This is a genomic window from Bartonella sp. F02 (assembly GCF_026929975.1).
Classification (GTDB): Bacteria; Pseudomonadota; Alphaproteobacteria; order Rhizobiales; family Rhizobiaceae; genus Bartonella.
On record NZ_JANHOK010000008.1, the window covers coordinates 1 to 18,555 of the forward strand.

General features: G+C 34.7%; 11 protein-coding genes, 1 tRNA gene and 1 pseudogene. 9 read left to right on the forward strand and 4 right to left on the reverse strand.

What is annotated here, in order from left to right:
- Positions 1–1,783: pseudogene (locus NPY00_RS05940) on the reverse strand (hypothetical protein); the annotation flags it as partial.
- A 1,015-nt stretch (positions 1,784–2,798) separates the two neighbouring features.
- Between NPY00_RS05940 and NPY00_RS05945 the strand changes: the two are divergent.
- The 7 genes from NPY00_RS05945 to NPY00_RS05975 all read left to right on the forward strand — a co-directional run bounded on the left by NPY00_RS05945 (position 2,799) and on the right by NPY00_RS05975 (position 11,478).
- On the forward strand, positions 2,799–3,734 hold the full coding sequence (locus NPY00_RS05945; protein WP_269021162.1) for a siderophore ABC transporter substrate-binding protein: 936 nt from the start codon (positions 2,799–2,801) through the stop codon (positions 3,732–3,734).
- 88 nt (positions 3,735–3,822) lie between these two features.
- Entirely contained in the window at positions 3,823–4,779 is a 957-nt protein-coding gene (locus tag NPY00_RS05950; protein ID WP_269021163.1) for an ABC transporter permease, read from the forward strand.
- The gene (locus NPY00_RS05955; protein WP_442864038.1) at positions 4,772–5,722 is read left to right on the forward strand and encodes an iron chelate uptake ABC transporter family permease subunit; all 951 of its coding nucleotides are present in this window, start codon (positions 4,772–4,774) and stop codon (positions 5,720–5,722) included. Before NPY00_RS05950 ends, NPY00_RS05955 begins: the two co-directional genes overlap by 8 nt.
- Complete coding sequence (locus NPY00_RS05960; RefSeq protein ID WP_269021164.1) at positions 5,719–6,477, forward strand: iron ABC transporter ATP-binding protein; 759 nt, start codon at positions 5,719–5,721, stop codon at positions 6,475–6,477. Before NPY00_RS05955 ends, NPY00_RS05960 begins: the two co-directional genes overlap by 4 nt.
- Before the next feature lie 64 nt (positions 6,478–6,541).
- A tRNA-Gln gene (locus tag NPY00_RS05965) sits at positions 6,542–6,615 on the forward strand.
- A 331-nt stretch (positions 6,616–6,946) separates the two neighbouring features.
- Complete coding sequence (locus tag NPY00_RS05970; RefSeq protein WP_269021165.1) at positions 6,947–8,068, forward strand: metallophosphoesterase; 1,122 nt, start codon at positions 6,947–6,949, stop codon at positions 8,066–8,068.
- A gap of 788 nt (positions 8,069–8,856) precedes the next feature.
- On the forward strand, positions 8,857–11,478 hold the full coding sequence (locus NPY00_RS05975) for an autotransporter outer membrane beta-barrel domain-containing protein (protein WP_269021166.1): 2,622 nt from the start codon (positions 8,857–8,859) through the stop codon (positions 11,476–11,478).
- A 383-nt stretch (positions 11,479–11,861) separates the two neighbouring features.
- On the opposite strand, the gene NPY00_RS05980 is transcribed toward NPY00_RS05975, so the two are convergent.
- Entirely contained in the window at positions 11,862–12,263 is a 402-nt protein-coding gene (locus NPY00_RS05980; protein WP_269021167.1) for a flagellar protein FlgN, read from the reverse strand.
- Positions 12,264–14,105: 1,842 nt separating this feature from the next.
- On the opposite strand from NPY00_RS05980, the gene NPY00_RS05985 reads away from it, so the two are divergent.
- Positions 14,106–14,435, forward strand: a complete 330-nt coding sequence (locus tag NPY00_RS05985) for a TIGR01244 family sulfur transferase (RefSeq protein ID WP_269021168.1) — start codon at positions 14,106–14,108, stop codon at positions 14,433–14,435.
- Positions 14,436–14,671: 236 nt separating this feature from the next.
- On the opposite strand, the gene NPY00_RS05990 is transcribed toward NPY00_RS05985, so the two are convergent.
- Positions 14,672–15,673, reverse strand: a complete 1,002-nt coding sequence (locus tag NPY00_RS05990; protein ID WP_269021169.1) for a bifunctional riboflavin kinase/FAD synthetase — start codon at positions 15,671–15,673, stop codon at positions 14,672–14,674.
- Positions 15,673–16,518 (reverse strand): TIGR01459 family HAD-type hydrolase, encoded by an 846-nt coding sequence (locus NPY00_RS05995; RefSeq protein WP_269021170.1) that lies wholly within the window; start codon positions 16,516–16,518, stop codon positions 15,673–15,675. Before NPY00_RS05995 ends, NPY00_RS05990 begins: the two co-directional genes overlap by 1 nt.
- A 442-nt stretch (positions 16,519–16,960) precedes the next feature.
- Between NPY00_RS05995 and murJ the strand changes: the two genes are divergently transcribed.
- The gene (gene murJ, locus NPY00_RS06000) at positions 16,961–18,514 is read left to right on the forward strand and encodes a murein biosynthesis integral membrane protein MurJ (RefSeq protein WP_269021171.1); all 1,554 of its coding nucleotides are present in this window, start codon (positions 16,961–16,963) and stop codon (positions 18,512–18,514) included.
- Positions 18,515–18,555: the final 41 nt, after the last annotated feature.

Below are 18,555 nucleotides of genomic sequence, written 5' to 3' on the forward strand. Positions count from 1 at the left end.
GACTGTTTAAAGTGACGTAATCACTATCTAGGACAAACGAATCCTTATGAGCTTTTCCTGATACTTGAACCAGAGAAACTCCACGATTCCCTTTCTGTTTTCTTCCCTTTTGTCCTAGACTCTCTTCAATCGCAGAAACATAAATTGTAGTTGCTCCAACAACATCACCATGAATGAGTATACGATCTGCTTCAGATATTAAAGAAGAATCACGGCCACTCACAAATGCATTGACATAGATCCGCGCATCACCTGCTGCACTGTAAGAGGGAGATACTGAAAGTTGTCCATTTCCTGCAGCGGCCTGACCTTCTTCAGAAGCAATCTTTTCTTTTCCAACATGAAGCGTTTGATATTTCTTCGATGTTGGTTTTTCAAAAATAATACGGCTGTTTTGGACATATGCTTTTGAAATCAATGAATCGTATAACTCTGCTGAATTTAAAATAGAATCTGTTAAATCTTTTTTCTTTTTCGGTCTTAACGTCCATTTTGATTCACTTATGATAAATTCAGCAGTCGATTCATCATCAATGCGCACACCTCCTGTTAATGTCGCATCATTTGCAAAAACTACTACAGAAGAATCATTTTCAACCTGTAATAATAAATCACCCGAGACACTCGTACCTTCTAAAAAACCAATCACAGAATCTCTTTTAGCATCACTATAAATGGCTATTCCTTTTGGAACAGATAAAGAGCTATTTTTAAATTGGATGGAGCCTAATGATAACGAAACATCATCGTGCCTGTTATTATAATTAGCACCACTTTCTAAATAGAGACCTTTAAATTGATCTCCTCGCACTGTAATTGCGGAATCTTCAACCTCGACATTTGTAAAAAATATCCCATCGGTAAGTTGTGATATAATACTACCTTTGTTCTCGTTTTCTTGCAATAATACAATTGGAAGATACGATAGAAGTGTATCACGCTGCAAAAAATCTGATGAACTCTCAATCCACAAACCGTTGACATCAGTTGCATTAACATTCACACGCTTCAATTGAAGAGAACCGCCTTGTTGCACAGAAAAAACTGAAAACTCTTCTTCCGAAGCATTCTCTTGCCCCTCTTTTTTAACACTTTTTGACGTAATACGAACATTATCCAAAACGACATTCGCTCTAGCATCAACATCAACTCCTCCCGCATTAACCGCATTAATTGCCCCCCCTGTAACCTGAGCCGTCGCACCATTAAAAACAGTTAACCCTACCCCTTCATTGCTCGCATTAATCTGTGTATCCTTCAAGAAAACAGATGTCTTACTCCCATTTACCTGTGTCTTGCCTTCACTTGCCTGAACACCTATCTTTGCGTTAATCACCCCACCATTCATCTCTAATGTTCCATTAAGAACACCAACACCGATTGCAAGACCTTCAAAAAGCGGATTATCTAAAATAGCTGTTCCGCCTTTCTTTATACCTACACCATATGCAACACCGGAATTTGGAACAGCTTTCACTTTTATATCCGTCGCGTGGACAATCGTGTTCTTATTCTCTACCACAATAGCAAGAACAGGAGGAGCTTCTTTCTCACTCGCTCCTGTTAATTGATAACTCTTCCCATTTATTATATGTTTTTGACCATCCTTACAGCGATCAAATTGACTACTTTGATTATTCTGATCCCCACATCGAGAGACAAGGCTTTTCGCATTTGGCACATCAGATGATACCCGCGCACAAACAGTAACATTATGCAAAAAAGAAAAAATAGCCGTGGTAAAAGCACACACATACACATGATTTTTTAATATTTTGACCATAATTCCATTGCAAACTTTCTCCCCCTCCTAAAAAATAACATCAATTTAAAAATTAAAAATATATTTATACTTTATGTGTTTTTAAAAGAGTGCATAATTCATTACGTATTTTATGTAAAGATAAAAAATGAATCTAATGGCAACTTTGTTGCAATCTCATAATGGCATTTTTATAAAAAATTGACGGTCAAATTATAAAAGTTAATTATTATTTGATCATTAAAATAGATCCAGAATTTCACTAAAAAATCTGTTTTCAAAAATATTGCCTTATTCATAGATCCGAGAAATTAAGCTTTTTTGAAAGAAACTTGAGCACTAAACTTCAATCCAGGGACTAAAATATTTAAGATCGATTCAATAAAAATGATACAATATTATCATTAGCAAAACAGCACCATTCTTTTTGTAAAATAGGGCATGAATAAATCATATACACTATAACATTAAAAATGCTTTATTATCTTATCACAATGCCTAAAATGGAAGAAGAATAATCATGGGTTATCTATTCATTAGCACGCTTCTGATACAGAAAAAACATGCAACAATGATCGCTAAAAAACTTTAATCTTAAAAATAAATGACAGAAGATAGCCCAAACACTATAAGTCATAATTCGTAAGCACTATCATTTAAAACATAATAGCAAATATAGCGCGATAAATTGCTCTATTATTTAAAATCATAAAATTCTACAAGAATTATGGAAATCGTATCTTTCAAGAAAATAATCTACAAGATAATTGAGCAGAATCTTTTCTGAATCTCTGAACACTACCCAACGCTAATTACGAAATTAATACGCGTCGCGAATAAAGCAAAACAAGCTACGATAGTTAATAATGGACTTTTGACTTTGACATATTTTGAATCATTTTACAACATAACATAATATTTCAGAATATAATATATTTTGTAAATTGATGATAAAAAAACTCTTAAAATTAATATTCTTACACTATACACTCTTTGGATAAAAACTTTAACAATCTAAGGCAAAAGGATGAAATTAATGACTAAATATATAAGATGGACAGCTTCTATCTTAGCTGCGATGATGATTTTTACGACAGCTTCATGGGCGAATACCAGTATTCGTGCAAATATAACGATTGACCATACTTCGGGCTCAACAGCGGTTAAAGCTAGTCCTCAAAAAGTTATCGTATTTGATCTTGCAACACTTGATAATATGAAGCATCTTGGTATCGATGCCGTTGTTGGTGTGCCTGAAGGCCAAAAACCTGAATATTTGAGTGAATTTAATAGTGCTCGCTATGAAACGATTGGAACGGTTTTTGAGCCTAATTACGAAAAAATTATAAATCTTCAACCAGATCTCATTATTATAACCGGACGGACACAACCAAAATATAAAGACCTATCTCAAATCGCTCCAACGATCGATTTAACAGTACAAAACAAAGATACGATTAAGGATATTGAACGTAATATTACGATTCTTGGACAAATCTTTGGCAAAGAAAAGGAAGCTACACGCGAGATTAAAAAACTCCATGATGTATTAGCAGACGTTCGCAAACAAACAAATGAAAAAGGAACAGGTCTCGTTCTTATGACATCAGGTGGAAAAATCAGCGCTTTAGGTCTAAACTCGCGTTTTGATATTTTCCATTCTACATTTGGAATTGCTCCTGCAACAGATAAGTTAACTGTAGAAAAGCATGGACAGCTTGTTTCTCCTGAGTTCATTCTCGAAGTAAATCCTGATTGGCTCTTAGTAATTGATCGAGATTCCGCAATTGGACGAGAAGGACAATCTGCAGCACAATTGCTTGATAATGCACTGATTAAACGCACAAAAGCTGGAGCTAAAAATCAAATTATCTACCTCAATTCTTGGAACTGGTATAGAGCAAGTGGCGGTTTAACAGGATTATATGAAACAGCAGAACAAATTCGTGAAGCTTTTGCAAAAAGCAAATAACAAGTAGCTTGCTTATTTTAAAAAAATAAATTTAATAGTAGAAGTTTTATCAACAAGCTTCTGCTATTTTTTTTGAAAGAAATTCAGCGTGAAATATTACTGGATAGCTGTTATCGGAATTATTTTGCTTTCCATTCTCAGCATTTTCGTTGGTTATTCGCATGTTACACCTTCCAATCTATTATCAGGTGATCCGATTGCATGGCTCCTTTTCTGGCAGACACGACTTCCTCGCACAGTCGCAATTCTTTTAGTGGGAATGTCACTTGCACTTTCAGGAATGATTATGCAATTACTTGCACGAAATCGTTTTGTTGAACCTTCAACAACTGGAACTGTTGAATCCGCATCTCTGGGCATTCTCTTTGTCATGATTTTTGTTCCAGATGTCCCTATTCTCGGGAAAATGGCCATTGCTACAGGTTTTGCTATGGCTGGCGCTTTACTTTTCATATTTTTATTACGTCAAATCCCTTTTAAATCTGCTCTTACTGTTCCTTTAACAGGAATTATGTTGGGATATATCGTGAGCTCTATAACCAACGCGATTGCCGATTATGAAATGTTGCTTCCTTCTCTTCAAGCCTATTTATTTGGCAATTTTTCAATGATCCTAGAAGGAAAATATGAACTCTTATGGCTCTCTTTTCCTTTATGCGTTCTCATTTATTTTACGGCCGATCGTTTTACAGTAGCAAGTCTTGGAGAAAACTTAACAAATAATCTTGGCCTTAACTATCGCACAGTCATGTTTTTTGGCCTCTTTGTTGTTGCATTAACCACCGCTTTGGTTATCTGCATTGTGGGTCGTATTCCTTTCGTTGGACTTATTATACCAAATATCGTTTCAAGCTTTATGGGAGACAATATGCGTTATAGTGCACCTTGGGTTGCTATCAGTGGTGCAGGACTTGTCTTAATTTGCGATCTCGTAGGACGGATCATAAATCCTTCCTTTGAAACGCCTATCAGCACAACCATGGGTGTGGTTGGCAGCTTTATTTTCATAATGCTTCTTTTACGCTGGAGAAAACGTCTTGGCTAGAAAGAAAAAAACAGCGTTAACCTTCGCAATATTGATCGCATTAACATGTACAGTCATTGGTTTTTATATGACATGGAATGTTAATGCTTATACGTGGCCATTTCGTTTAACAAAACTCATTTCTCTTCTTCTTATCTCATACACAATTGCCATTTCAACTGTTCTCTTTCAGACAATTGTCAACAACCGTCTTCTCACACCTTCTATTATGGGATTTGATCAACTTTATATTTTAATCAAAGCCATTGTCCTTTATTTTTTTGGTTCTCTTGCTTTGCCTTTTTTTAATGAAGAAGGACAATTTATTCTTGAAACACTAATTTTAGTTATATTTTCTACAAGCCTTTTTCGATGGTTATTTTTAGGAAATCTAAAAGGACTTCATATTACCTTGTTAATCGGTATCGTGTTTGGAAGTTTTTTCTTCAGTTTAAGGATGTTTATGCAGTTACAGCTTAATCCGGATCAAATGATGAATTTAACCGACATCATGTTTGCAAACTTTAATAAATTTAACACATCATTAATAAGCTTCACCACAATCATTGTTATAATCGTGAGCTTGATTGCTTGGCCTTTACATCGTCTGCTTGACGTTTTAGCTCTTGGGCGTGAAACAGCTCTCAATCTTGGCGTTGATTATCACAAAAACACAACAACTATTCTGATTTTTATTTCTATTTTTGTTTCTATTTCCACAACATTTGTCGGACCTGTAACTTTTTTTGGATTATTGGTTGCAAACCTTGCTTATGAGATTTCTCCACAAGAAAAGCATAATGTTGTGGTGCCAATTGCAATATTATTAGCAATCATTTGTCTTGTTGGTGGACAGTTTATTCTAGAGCAAATTTTCGATATGGCAGGACGCTTGAGTTTTATCATCGAATTTTGTGGTGGTATCGTTTTCTTAACCTTATTAATGAAAGAAAAATTCAAATGATTAAAATCGATAATCTATCCAAAACTTATGGTACACGATTGATTATTGATAATCTATGTCTTCATCTTCCTAATGAAGGAATTATTTCGCTCATTGGTCCAAACGGTTCTGGAAAATCAACTCTCTTAATGATGATGAGACGACTCTTACAAAAGAATACAGGAATAATTAATATTGACGGTCTTGATATTTATCAAACCCCCCATGATATTTTAGCTAGAAAAATTTCACTTCTGCGTCAAGATAACCCTTTATCCGTTCGTCTAACCGTTTACGATCTCGTCAGTTTTGGGCGTTATCCTTATTCGAAAGGCCGCTATAACAACGAAGATAAACAATTTATTGACAGTGCTATCCGATATCTTGGTTTACAAGATCTAAAAACATGTTTTCTTGATGAAATTTCTGGAGGACAACGTCAACGCGCTTTTATTGCAATGGTTCTTTGTCAAGATACAAAATATTTGCTTCTGGATGAACCTTTAAACAATCTCGATATGAAACATTCTATTGCAATGATGAAACAATTACGCCGCACAGCCAATGAGCTCAAAAAAACCATTGTCATCGTTATGCATGATATCAATTTTGCATCTTCTTATTCTGATACAATCATTGCACTTAAAAATGGGAAAGCTGCTTATTGTGGAAGTCCTCAAGAAGTAATGCAACCTCAAATTCTCAAAGAAATCTATGATGTGGATATCCAAGTTCAAATCATCAATGGTGTGCCAATCGCTCTTTATTATGAATAATATAAAGCTTTTTTAAGTTTGCACACTCTTTAAAATCTGCTAAAAACCAGAAAATAACAGATATTGGGGAATAGTTTAAAGGTAGAACAGCGGACTCTGACTCCGTTAATCTTGGTTCGAATCCAGGTTCCCCAGCCATATTTTGTTTCTCGAGAGACATATTCTCTCTCCCTTGATACAAAATAGATATACTCGCAGACTTTAAAAACAAAATTCTAAGATAAAAATCTTTAAAAATTTAAAAACCATATTTTGTAATTTAAAGAATAAAAGAGGTATCTTCATCTATCCTGTACAAAATATATGAACTCAATCATTTCCTTCTGATGCTTATAAGCTTTTCATGATATATTTATTCATAGCCATATTTCCGATCAAGTTATCTACGCATTATAATGATAAAAAAGTTGATTTTTGAAATTTTTGTATCATACAATAACCACATAATGTTTTTTGGAAATATACGATTATGAAATATATAGGAATAAGTATAATTGCTTTGGCTTTATCGGGATGTTTGACACCTGATTCTGAAAGTACTAAACGAAACAGCCAATCTCATGATATTTCTTCAAAAAATTTGTCTTTAACAAGAAGACATTCTGTCAAGAATTATACAGCTATTATAATGGCAGATCCGCAAGCGTGGCGTTTAAATTCAGGTGATCCTAATGGGGAAACAAATAGAAACCCATGGATACAAATAAATAGAAAAGTTGCACGAACAATCAAATCTCATAAAGCTGCATTTCATATCATTAATGGTGATTTGACAGAATTTGGTCAACTAAAAAACTATATTGATTATAGAAATATCTACAAAAACATAGGATCCCCTGTCTATGAAGGTTTAGGAAATCACGATTATGCAAACAATGTTGGGAATTGCGAAATTCCTGAGGAATTCAATTCTTCTAAAAATGCGTGTGCCATAAGCGCTGTTAAGAGAATGCTGTCACAAATAAAACAATATCGCAATTCTCTCCCTCATTTTAATGCAGATTTTGTTGAGGATTTTACCATTGTTGCCAACAACATTATTCACGTTATAAAAGGTAGTTTAGCTTATTCGTGGGATTATGGAGATATTCACTTCATACAACTTCATAATTACCCAAGTTATCATGTTTCTTTAAAAGAAGAGCACACTGAGGTACACATAACAAAGTCATTAGACTGGCTCAAAAAAGATTTAGAAAGTGCCGATGAAAGAGGACAAGTCAGTGTTATAAACTTCCATGATGGACGTCCAGCATCTATTGATGGAGAATCATTTTTTATTCACAAAAAAAATGCTAAAGATCTAGCACTCTTTAAATCAATGATTACGAAACATAATGTCAAAGCTATCTTTGTAGGACATACACATTACCAGTCCTATTGTCGTGCAAAAGATGATAAAGTATTTGGAAATGTTCCCCTCTATACAGCTGGTGCATTATTTAATGGAGACTATTACCACCTTGAGGTAAAGGAAAAAGATATTTATGTTAAAGCTTACAATGGAGAAGTAGGAAAACCTCTTTTGATAAGAGATCTTGGCATCATAGGAGGAGATACAGAGTTCTCTCCAAATTGTAGCAATTTATAATGAAAAAGCAATTCCCTCCTTTTGTGTACAGATAAAGCATAAAGGGAGGAATGTTTGTGTTGTCTTTTAAAAACTGAAGATGTTTTATCTTCAACAAAAATCATACAATCAGTCATTTCAGCGATATCATCCACGCAAAGGCCACTCTTTAATCTTGTTTCAGATCAAAATAAGGTATTGGGATCATAAAGAGCTCATTATCATTTGATGATATTCAATGCTTTATTCTATGCTTATTTGATGATGTTAACAATCAAGCATCTATACAAAAAATAGGCAAAATCACTCAGGATTTCCGCAACCATCTGCAAATTAGTTAATCACTATTGAAGAATCAATATTAAAATAATAAACAACAAATTGTTTATAAAAATTGATAATTTTAGATTCTTTTAAACACCAATAAATTTGAAATTTATAGGAAAATTTGCATCCATAGCGGATGTAGATTCATTGGTGTTTAACTTAAAAAATAATATAATAACGAATAGATATTAGTATTAATCTATTGAAATATTTTATTAAAATGAACAATGGTGATCTATTTATCTTTCAAGAAAACATAAAATAACAATGATCATCATCATATAAATGACACAAAAATATAATTTTGAAAGCAATATTTTAAAGAAAAATGCACATTCAATTTGTGTATTATAATGATTTATATTTTCACATTATAAGACACAATATATCATATTTAACTTTACAGAAATAACATAATGAGTTAAATGATTCATCAGAAAACGATATATAAAGATAAAGACATAATTTAGAGGCATATCTACATGTGTAAAAAAAATTTTTTACGATCAACTGTTGCTGGAAGTCTATTTTTTTCATATTTTGGTTCGCTTTTGGGAAGTAGCGTTTCCATAGCTCAAGCTGCTGATCAAAATGATAGTGGACCTCATGTTGCATATAATGATAATAAAACTTACGGGAATGGAATTACTGTCTATAAAAATAGAACAAGTAAAAATAGCATCACTTTAAATAATGTCAGTCTTCGAGATAAAATAATTGCAGTACATGCTGATGGACCTACAGAAGTTACAATAATAGATGGAAGTATTTTTGCAGGTGTTGGTGCGTTGATGACAACAGATGGTGGAAGTATCAACGCAAAAAAGATTAAGATTCAGTCACAAGAAAATGGTTTAATTAGTGGAGGGGGTGGTCGTATCAGTCTTACCGATTCGACAATAACTATCAAAACTGAACAAGGATCTGGTATTTTATTCAAAAATAAACAGGACGCGATTTCTTATAGTAATAGAAATATAATTGTAAATGTAGATGATCAAGCCAATACGATACCTCTTAATGAGATAATTTTAAATAATACAAAAATTTCTGTTGAAGATGGGATTGGTGTTTATGGGGTTTTTACAAACGATCGCATTAATTTAAAGAATTCTCAGATTTTTGCGGATGTTTTATTAAAAAGTGAGCCACCGAAAAATCCGGAAAATGGAAAACGTGAACAACAGAACAAGTCTGGAGTTTTGACTGTTAATGCAGACAATTCAACTCTGTACGGAAGAGTAGATGCCGGAGGGAGTGCTGTTTTTAATTTACGCAACAATAGTCAATGGTTCTTCAATACTAGTTTGAATGAAGTAAATCGTTCTGGTAGAAGTGAAGAGGAAGAAGGTTATTTACTAGTTGACGCTGCAGTAAGATCGCAGTCTAAAGTTTCTGCACTTACTCTTGATAATAGTAGTGTTATTTTCGGAGAGCCAGTAAAAGGTTCTTATGGAAAGCAATATAAAAAATTAAGTGTAGGACCTAAGCCAAACAATCAGAATGAGGCTATACCAGTTGTTCCAGTTGGAGCTCAAAATGGAGCTCCTGCTGTTGGGGGTGCAGGTGTAGCTGGTGCAGCGGCTCCTAGAATGCCAGCAGTTCACACAGCAGTTTACACCGCAAAAGGGAACGCGAATGTTTATTTAAATGCAGAGTGGGATGAAAATTCTCTAGCAAGTACGACAGCTGATCAGATTTTAATTTATGGAGATGTTTCAGGTGTTACAACACTTCATATCGATGTCAAAGAATCGAATGTGAAAACCTCCTCCACAAATAGAAACTCTCAAAGAAATGGAAGGAACGTAGCTGAAAATTCTGTTCTCGCTAGACGTCTTGCTGCTGTTACTGAAAATACAAAAGGAATATCATTAGTTCAAGTATCTGGGAATGCAAATAAAGATTCTTTCCAGTTGAAGAACGGTTACATGACTGCGCATGGTACGCCTTATCAATATGTGCTGAAGGCTTATGGTCCTGGAGAATCTAGTGCAGGTCAAAAGCGATTGGATGCAAATTTATTGAATGTTAGAAATGCTGGAAATGGGTATGCTCCGAGAGCTCAGAATGGTTTTTGGGATTTCCGCTTACAAAAAGCCTATCTTGATCCGAATTCAAAAGTCAGAGCTCTTGTGCCTCAAGCAGCAAATTATTTGATTATGCCGAATGCCTTGTTCTCTGCTGGTTTTGCTGATGTAAACAATCAAAACATTTTTGTAGCAGATATGCGAGCAGCTTCATTGAAAATGAATGAAGGAAAGAAACAAGCTGTATTTTTATCTCCCTATGGTGATAAGTTGACCTTATCTTCTGCACGTAGTGCTCTCGAATATGGTTATGGTGCTAATATTAATTATTATGCTTTACAAGCAGGTCTAGCATCTTCAATGCTGGAAGGTCAGAATATCACAGCTAATTTTGGCTTGATCGGAACTTATGGAAAACTCTCATTCACTCCAAAAGATGTGAAAGATGCTGATAAAAGTGCTCTTGATAAATGGTTGCTAACAGCATACACGGGATTGCAATATGAAAAAGGAGTATATGCAGATGCCCTCTTCTCCTATGGACTTATTAAAGGGGATATTACAAATGCTCTTGCTGGAAAAACTGCAACCTTAAAAAATGCAAAAACATTAAGTGCTTCTGCAACTGTGGGTCAAAAGCTAACGACAGGAATTGAAGGGTTGGTATTTGAACCACAAGCACAGATTGTTTATCAACGTTTGGAATTTGATCCTATCTTAGATGCTGATGGATTTGAAGTAGATATGGAAAATCCTCATCAATGGTTGTTGCGTGTTGGTGGGCGTTTATCCAAAACGATAACACAATTTGAAGGAAGCCCTGCAGAAGACAATACTGTTTCTTTCTACGGAAAATTAAATATTGTTAGAGCTTTCAAGGATGGTGGAACAATACGAATGGGAGATACATTCCAGCTTGATCCTATGAAGTCCTCAATTGAGGGAGGAATTGGTGTAAGCGCTCATCTTTCTCAAAGAGTTGCGTTGAATGGTGATATCAGCTATCGACACAAACTTCAAAAATCTGGTGTTTCTGGTACAACGTTCTCAGGAGGAATGCAGTATCGATTTTAAATAATAATAATTTTCTTCGAAAAAAATGGAATTCAAGGCAACGTGATACGTTGCCTTTTTTCATAAAATTTACATTTCTTACAAAAGGAAAATTTTCTGCTTCATTGTAATCAAAATCTTAAATTGACTTTTTCACTTTTATGAAAATAGCGAACAGTATTTTCTTCTTTTGATTACTCAATATTCTAATTGGAAATGGACATAACTATTCTTATACAAAATGTCATTTTGCATCATTATACTCAAAAAAACTGAAGAAATAAAAATGAATAGACTGTCTTTCAAAATAAAGACGAACTGCATATCCAAAGCCATGTAAGAATCTCAGAACACAACCACAGATCTTAAAGCACTTGTATTTCAATTCCTCACGATATCAAAAATCACTCTGTTTCTTTAGAGTTAATAGCATTTTGCAAAATTTGTGAAAGATCTCCAACAGCATCTAAATGCGTATCAAGTAATTCGCTATTACGATGCAATTTTTTCTGCAAATCCAAGAGTAAACTCTCGACTTCATTTTCGATATCTTGATTCATATAGCGCTTCATATCACTCATAGATTTATTAAGATCGCGCAATCCTCGTGTTTTACATAAATTGATTTCTTCGTAATCTGGCACACCGCAGCTTTCTAGCATATTACTTTCATAATCAACGACCTCCGCAAGTCCTTTAACAGCGGCAGCAAATTTCGTCATCGCCCAGTCACGGCCAATGAGTTTATTATCAAGAGCTTTTGTCTGAGACGTAATATCTTCGTCATCACAGTGCGCTATAGACATTTTCATTCCCCTTTTATAATATAATATCGTTTGACTTTTATTCCAAATAAAAGAACCAAACGCCTCTTACTCAATGCACATAGGCATCAAATTCAATTCACTTTATCAACGTTCTATTCCCGCTGATAAACAACTAATCTCCAACAGCAAATCCCTTGCTTTTTACTTCATTTTACGAGTTCAGTTTATTCGTTTAGAAGTTAATATCTGTATCTGTGCGCAAAAGTCTGTTCCATAGAACACGTCCGTTCACTTACAGCATAAAATATCCTATCTTCTAAAAATTCCTTGCACTCCCCTTACAAGTAACCAACAGGAACACTCGTTGCAACACAATTTCAACAACAATTTGCAACACAAAAGACTCAAATTCGCAAAAACTTCAGTATCTGCACTCCCCATAGCTTCTCACATATATGCACACCACGCACTCTCCCATTCAAACACTATGGGATCAAATCACAGCCAATACAGCCAATTTAGCAGAAGTGTTCCCCTCACGCATAAATAGCCAGCATACCCTTAGTATTTTTCACAAAACGTAATTTGTCAATAGAAGAGCACTATTCAAATTCATTGATCCTGATTATGATCTTAATAATCATCCGCACAAAAGATTGAAGAACTTTCCCACATAACGCAAACCATCAATATATACATTGATAGCTTAGTAACTGTTTTTGTAAAATAATCTTTAAGTCGATCAGAAAACTTCTGAATTTTTTCTGCGCACCTGTTGTTTTATATGCATAATCCCCCTTTCCATAAAAGTAGAAGAAATCAAAAAATTATACTCATTTTCTCTTTATAACCAATAAATGCCTACAGTTTATTTCAATCACAACCTATGTAGTGCAAGAAAAAGCTTTAAAAATATTTTATGAATAACAAAAAACATAACGTGTATCTGTATACGCTACAGTTTTCTCTATAGCCATTCTATTCAATAAGTTAAAACTAAACAAATAGCCTTAATATAAACACAAATGACCTTACTATAAACATAAATGAATCAATCAAATCAAATGATTGTAAGATGAGAGAAAATTAGCATTATTGAATGGGTAAAAGTGTCTTTTTGTTGATGTTTTGGTGGGTAAAATAAGCAGCGCGTTCTGTAGAAAGAGATCTTTATGAGATATAGTCGCTCCATCAAGATTAAGCGAGGAAATTTTAAATGTTTGTGCCTATGTGCCATGAAACAAAGACACTTTGCTCTTTCCATAAGAATGAAAAGTGCCATTTTAGAATTTGCTGCATGTGAAACATCGGTGCATATTACAATGCATCATGTAATGTGATTGATAAAATTTATACAGCAAAAAATAGAAAGAAATATTTGTGGCTGGTATAGTTAAAACTGCAATGCTTTATTCAATGTTAATTATAAGCATCAATATCATTGTTGTTTTAGCACTCATCGCGGAGATGGACTAGACATTATCTGTGTTTTTTAAAGTTCTTTAGCTTTACAAGTGATTATACATACCAAAAGTGGAAACAGAAGGGACATGTTTTTAAAGTGTAATCATTCAATGTGAAGCTTTGGGTAGAGAATTTTTGATTACAAAAATAATTGTCTTATTTCTATAATTCTAAACATAAAATAAGCTCTTTTATATTGAAAAAATTCTCGAAATTATTCGAGAGTGATATTTTAAAAAACAGATGTGATAAGCTTAAAATAAAAAGCATTTCTCATATTGCTTCTTATTTTTTCTAAGCTTGTTGTTCTTCCAACCAAAAGATATATTTTTGTTAAATTGTGCGTAAAAAATTTTATTTTCCTTAGAAGGTTTGTTACACAAAATCTGTAAGAAAAAAAACCTATAAGGATAAAAAATGGATTTGCAAGAAATTGAACACAATATCTTCGTCAGCGCTCAAATTAATGTCGAAAACATTGAAACATTAGCTAAAACTGGTTTTAAAACGATTGTCTGTAACAGACCTGACCAAGAGGATCCTGATCAACCTGATTTTTTCTCTATCAAAGAAACCGCTCAGAAATACGGCATCAAAGCCTATCATATTCCAATCATTCCTCCCCTCATAAAACCATCGGATATTGAAGCTATGAAAACAGTCTTAAAAACAGCACCTTTTCCTCTTCTTGCTTATTGTCGCTGTGGAATACGCTCAATGCACCTTTGTCGTTTAGCGCATCCTTAATCTTGCATTTTAACCAATCAGCAAGAAACAAACGCTAAATTTCCTTTGCTCAAACAAAAATTATAAAACTGTATAGGCAAAGGTAAAAATGATGACTAAATCAGATCTTAAAATATTTAACTCACCGACTCAAAAACGCAAGTTCCATATTTTTCACGATGTCTTAGAATATATTTTTATGATTATGGTCAGTTTAAGTGCCATTATTGCAGCTCTTTTATCTTTTTCAGACCATATCAAAATGTATTTTTAAAAGTTAAAAGCTTATCTAAAGGCGATAAGGGTTGAGCTGTTACCATAACGTCTCTTGCTGCTGTTTCATCACAGCGCATTTGTTGTATCAAAGGCTCTAATCCATCAAATTTTTCTTGTTTTCGCAAAAACTGCAAAAAAGAAATTGTGCAATTTTCATCATAAAGATCTTCATCAAAATCAAAGACATACGTTTCCAAAAGGGGAGATCCATCCATAACAACGGTTGGACGACACCCAAAACTTGCAACTCCATTATACAAGAGACCATTAGCGCGACGTAAGCGAACCGCATAAACACCATGAGCCAAACTGGTTTGATGGGGCAATACTTGATTGGCAGTAGGAAAGCCCAAAAGACGACCGAGTTTTTCACCATGAATAATTTTTGAACGTATCCGATAATGATACCCTAATAATTGAGCTGCTTTTTCTACCTCTCCTTGCGATAAAAGCTGACGAATAAAACTGGAAGAAATCATCTGCTCATCAGAATCTTGTGAGCTATAAACTGCAGCAATTTGCAAGACTTCAAAACCGTGTTCTTCCCCCATCTGACGAAGAAAATGCGTATTTCCATTCTTTTTACATCCAAAATAAAAATTTTCTCCTGTCACAACCGCAGAAACGTCAAAAGCCTGTTTTAAAATAACATGAATAAACTCATCGGCTGAAAAGGCAGAAAAATGAGCATCAAAAGGCTGTTCGATCACACCATTAAAACCAAGAATTTTGAAAATATCAGCTTTTTCAGTAGCTTGCGTCAAACGATCAACAGGAGAATCAGGATGAAAAAAACTTCTTGGATGCGGTTCAAATGTTAAAACAAGAGCAGGTTTATTTTTAACACGTGCCAAATCAAGTGTTTTTTGTAATATCGCTTGATGACCACGGTGCACACCATCAAAGTTTCCAATCGCCAATACTGCATGACGCAAACTCGAAGGGAGCTTATCATACCCTTGAAGATGTAAAAAATCAGCCATTACTGAAGAGCCCACATCACTGCTTGTGGCTTATAGCCATAATGATCAAATAAAGAATGGAGAGCTTCTTTGTTTAGAATGCCATTTTTCATACAATCATGACGATGAATACCACTCGTAATATAAAGCACATCAATCCCAAAATGAATCGCGCCTTTAACATCTGTCAAAAGACTATCGCCAATAGCCAGAATTCGATTTTTGTCGACAGATCCACAAATTTCTGTCAATTTTTCAAAAGCACATTCATAAATAGGTGCATGAGGCTTCCCAGCAATCCGAACTTCACCACCTAATTGTTGATACAGACGTGCTAAAGCTCCAGCACACCAAAATTCTCTATCTCCAAAATGGACAACAATATCAGGATTAGCACAAATAAAAGGTAAATTTCTCGCTTGTATTCGACGAAACATCTCTTCATAAGCCTGTGGTGTTGCATCATACTCTTCAAGGAAACCACTGCATACAACAGCAGTTGCTTCTCTTTCTTCAACAAATTCACAGTCTAATCCTTCGAATAAAGCCACATCATGGTGCGGACCAATGAAAAAAATTTGACGTGGAGCTGCAGAAATAAGATCGCGCGTCACATCACCTGAAGTCACAATTGCATCATAATAATCAGGATTAATTCTCATAGTGTCTAATTGAGTTGCAACATCTTGTCGCAATCTCGGTGAATTGGTAATGAAAATAACGCTTTTCCCTGCTTTTTTTATTTTCTGCAACGCTTTTAATGCCGCTTCAAATGTATGCACACCATCGTGTACAACTCCCCAAACATCACAGAATACAGCGTCATAATCATCCATAATAATATCAATATTGGTGAGTTCTTGCATGGTACATCTATTAAGTTGTTTTCGATTAAGTAAAATATCTTTTCATTTCAAATTACTTATCGCAAGATAACGCATCTGTCATCTTCTTTCTCTACAAAGGCATAAACAGTGATCAAACAAGAGGATAAAAACACTCATTTAAAATGACAAAAGAAAAATCAAATAAAATCTGTTGTTGAAGATTGTTTCTTTTTGTATACTAGATTATTCCCTTTCATAGCATAAAATCTATCTTTAATTGTAAAAACAAAATGCGCGATCATTTTATGGGAGACATAAAATCTATGATAGAATAAGCAACATATATTCTAGAGTATTTCATAGTCTTTCATTCACAGCAAACCAAACACAATCGTAAAATGCTCTCTTGACATAGTTATCACATTTTCACAATCTAAATGGTTTTTTATTGACCGTCTCACTGCAAATTCAATGTATCTTTATGAGCCTAATTAAAAAATTCGCCACCGTTGCTTCTGGAACCCTAATGAGCCGCATTTTCGGTTTTGTACGCGAAATGCTTATGGCTGCAGCTCTTGGAACCGGCCCTGTTTCCGACGCCTTTAATGCTGCTTTTCGTTTTCCAAACACATTTCGACGTTTTTTTGCTGAAGGCGCTTTTAATGCAGCTTTTGTGCCTCTTTTTTCAAAAAAAATTACCGAAGATGGAACAGAAAATGCCTGTAAATTTGCAGAAGAAGTCTTTGGCGTTCTTTTCTCATTTCTCTTACTGTTAACGATCGCAATGGAAATGAGCATGCCTTTTCTGGTACGCACAATCATCGCCCCAGGATTTACAGAAGATGCAACAAAATTTCATGCAACAATTCATTTTACAGCGATTATGTTTCCTTACTTAACGTGCATGTCTTTAGCTGTCATGATGGGAGGAATGCTTAATGCATTGCAGCGTTATTTTGTTGCTGCGATTGCTCCTGTTTTTTTAAATGTTATTCTGATCGGTGTTCTCGCTTATGCTTGGATAGCCCAGTTAGATGTTTGGCGTATCGGATTAAATCTGTCCTGGGGAGTGATGGTTGCAGGGCTTCTTCAACTCATTTTGATTGCAATCGCTTTATATCAAAGTGGCATGAAAATCTCTTTTCGTTTTCCACGATTGAGTCCTAATATTCGTCAACTCCTTATTTTAGCATTTCCTGCGGCTATTACAGGAGGGATTACACAAATCAATTTGTTGATCAATACCAATATTGCCTCTAGCCAATCAGGAGCTGTATCTTCTTTGGTCTATGCGGATCGTCTCTATCAATTACCGCTAGGAGTCGTGGGGATCGCTGTTGCAACTGTTCTTTTACCAGAACTAACAAAAGCTCTGCGCAGCAAAAAATACAATCAAGCGCAAGATTTACAAAACCGAGCAATTGAATTAACCTTGTTTCTGACATTGCCAGCATCAATCGCTTTTTTATTCATTTCTATTCCTATTGTTAGTTTGCTCTTTGAGCATGGTCAATTTACCAGTGAATCAACACGCAATGTTGCACAATTACTGGAGCTTTACGGCTTAGGTCTTCCAGCTTTTGTACTCATAAAAGTCTTTATTCCAAATTTTTTTGCACGGGAAGATACAAAAACTCCCATGATTTTTGCAGGAGTTTGTGTTTTTATCAATATCAGCTTAGCCTTAACATTATTCCCAATTTTATCGGCTCGCGGCATTGTCATTGCTGAAATTACCTCGGGATGGGTGAATGCATTGCTACTTTATAGCGTCCTTATAAAACGTGGATACTGGAAATACGATATCAAACTCATTAAACGAATTGCACGACTTACAATCACAACAATTTTAACAATGGGAGCATTATACTACGCACTGAGCTTCTTATCTTTTCCTTTATCTTCACAAGCATCTTTTCTTTTACGCTTCTTTACCTTAGCAGGGATCATGATCATTATCATCTTCATTTATTTTATAATCTGTTTTTGGCCAGGACGCAGCTCTTTCTCCTTCTCACGTAAAAATATAAAGTAATGCTTATCATATTCGAGCTTGATTTCAGTTATACCCTTTGC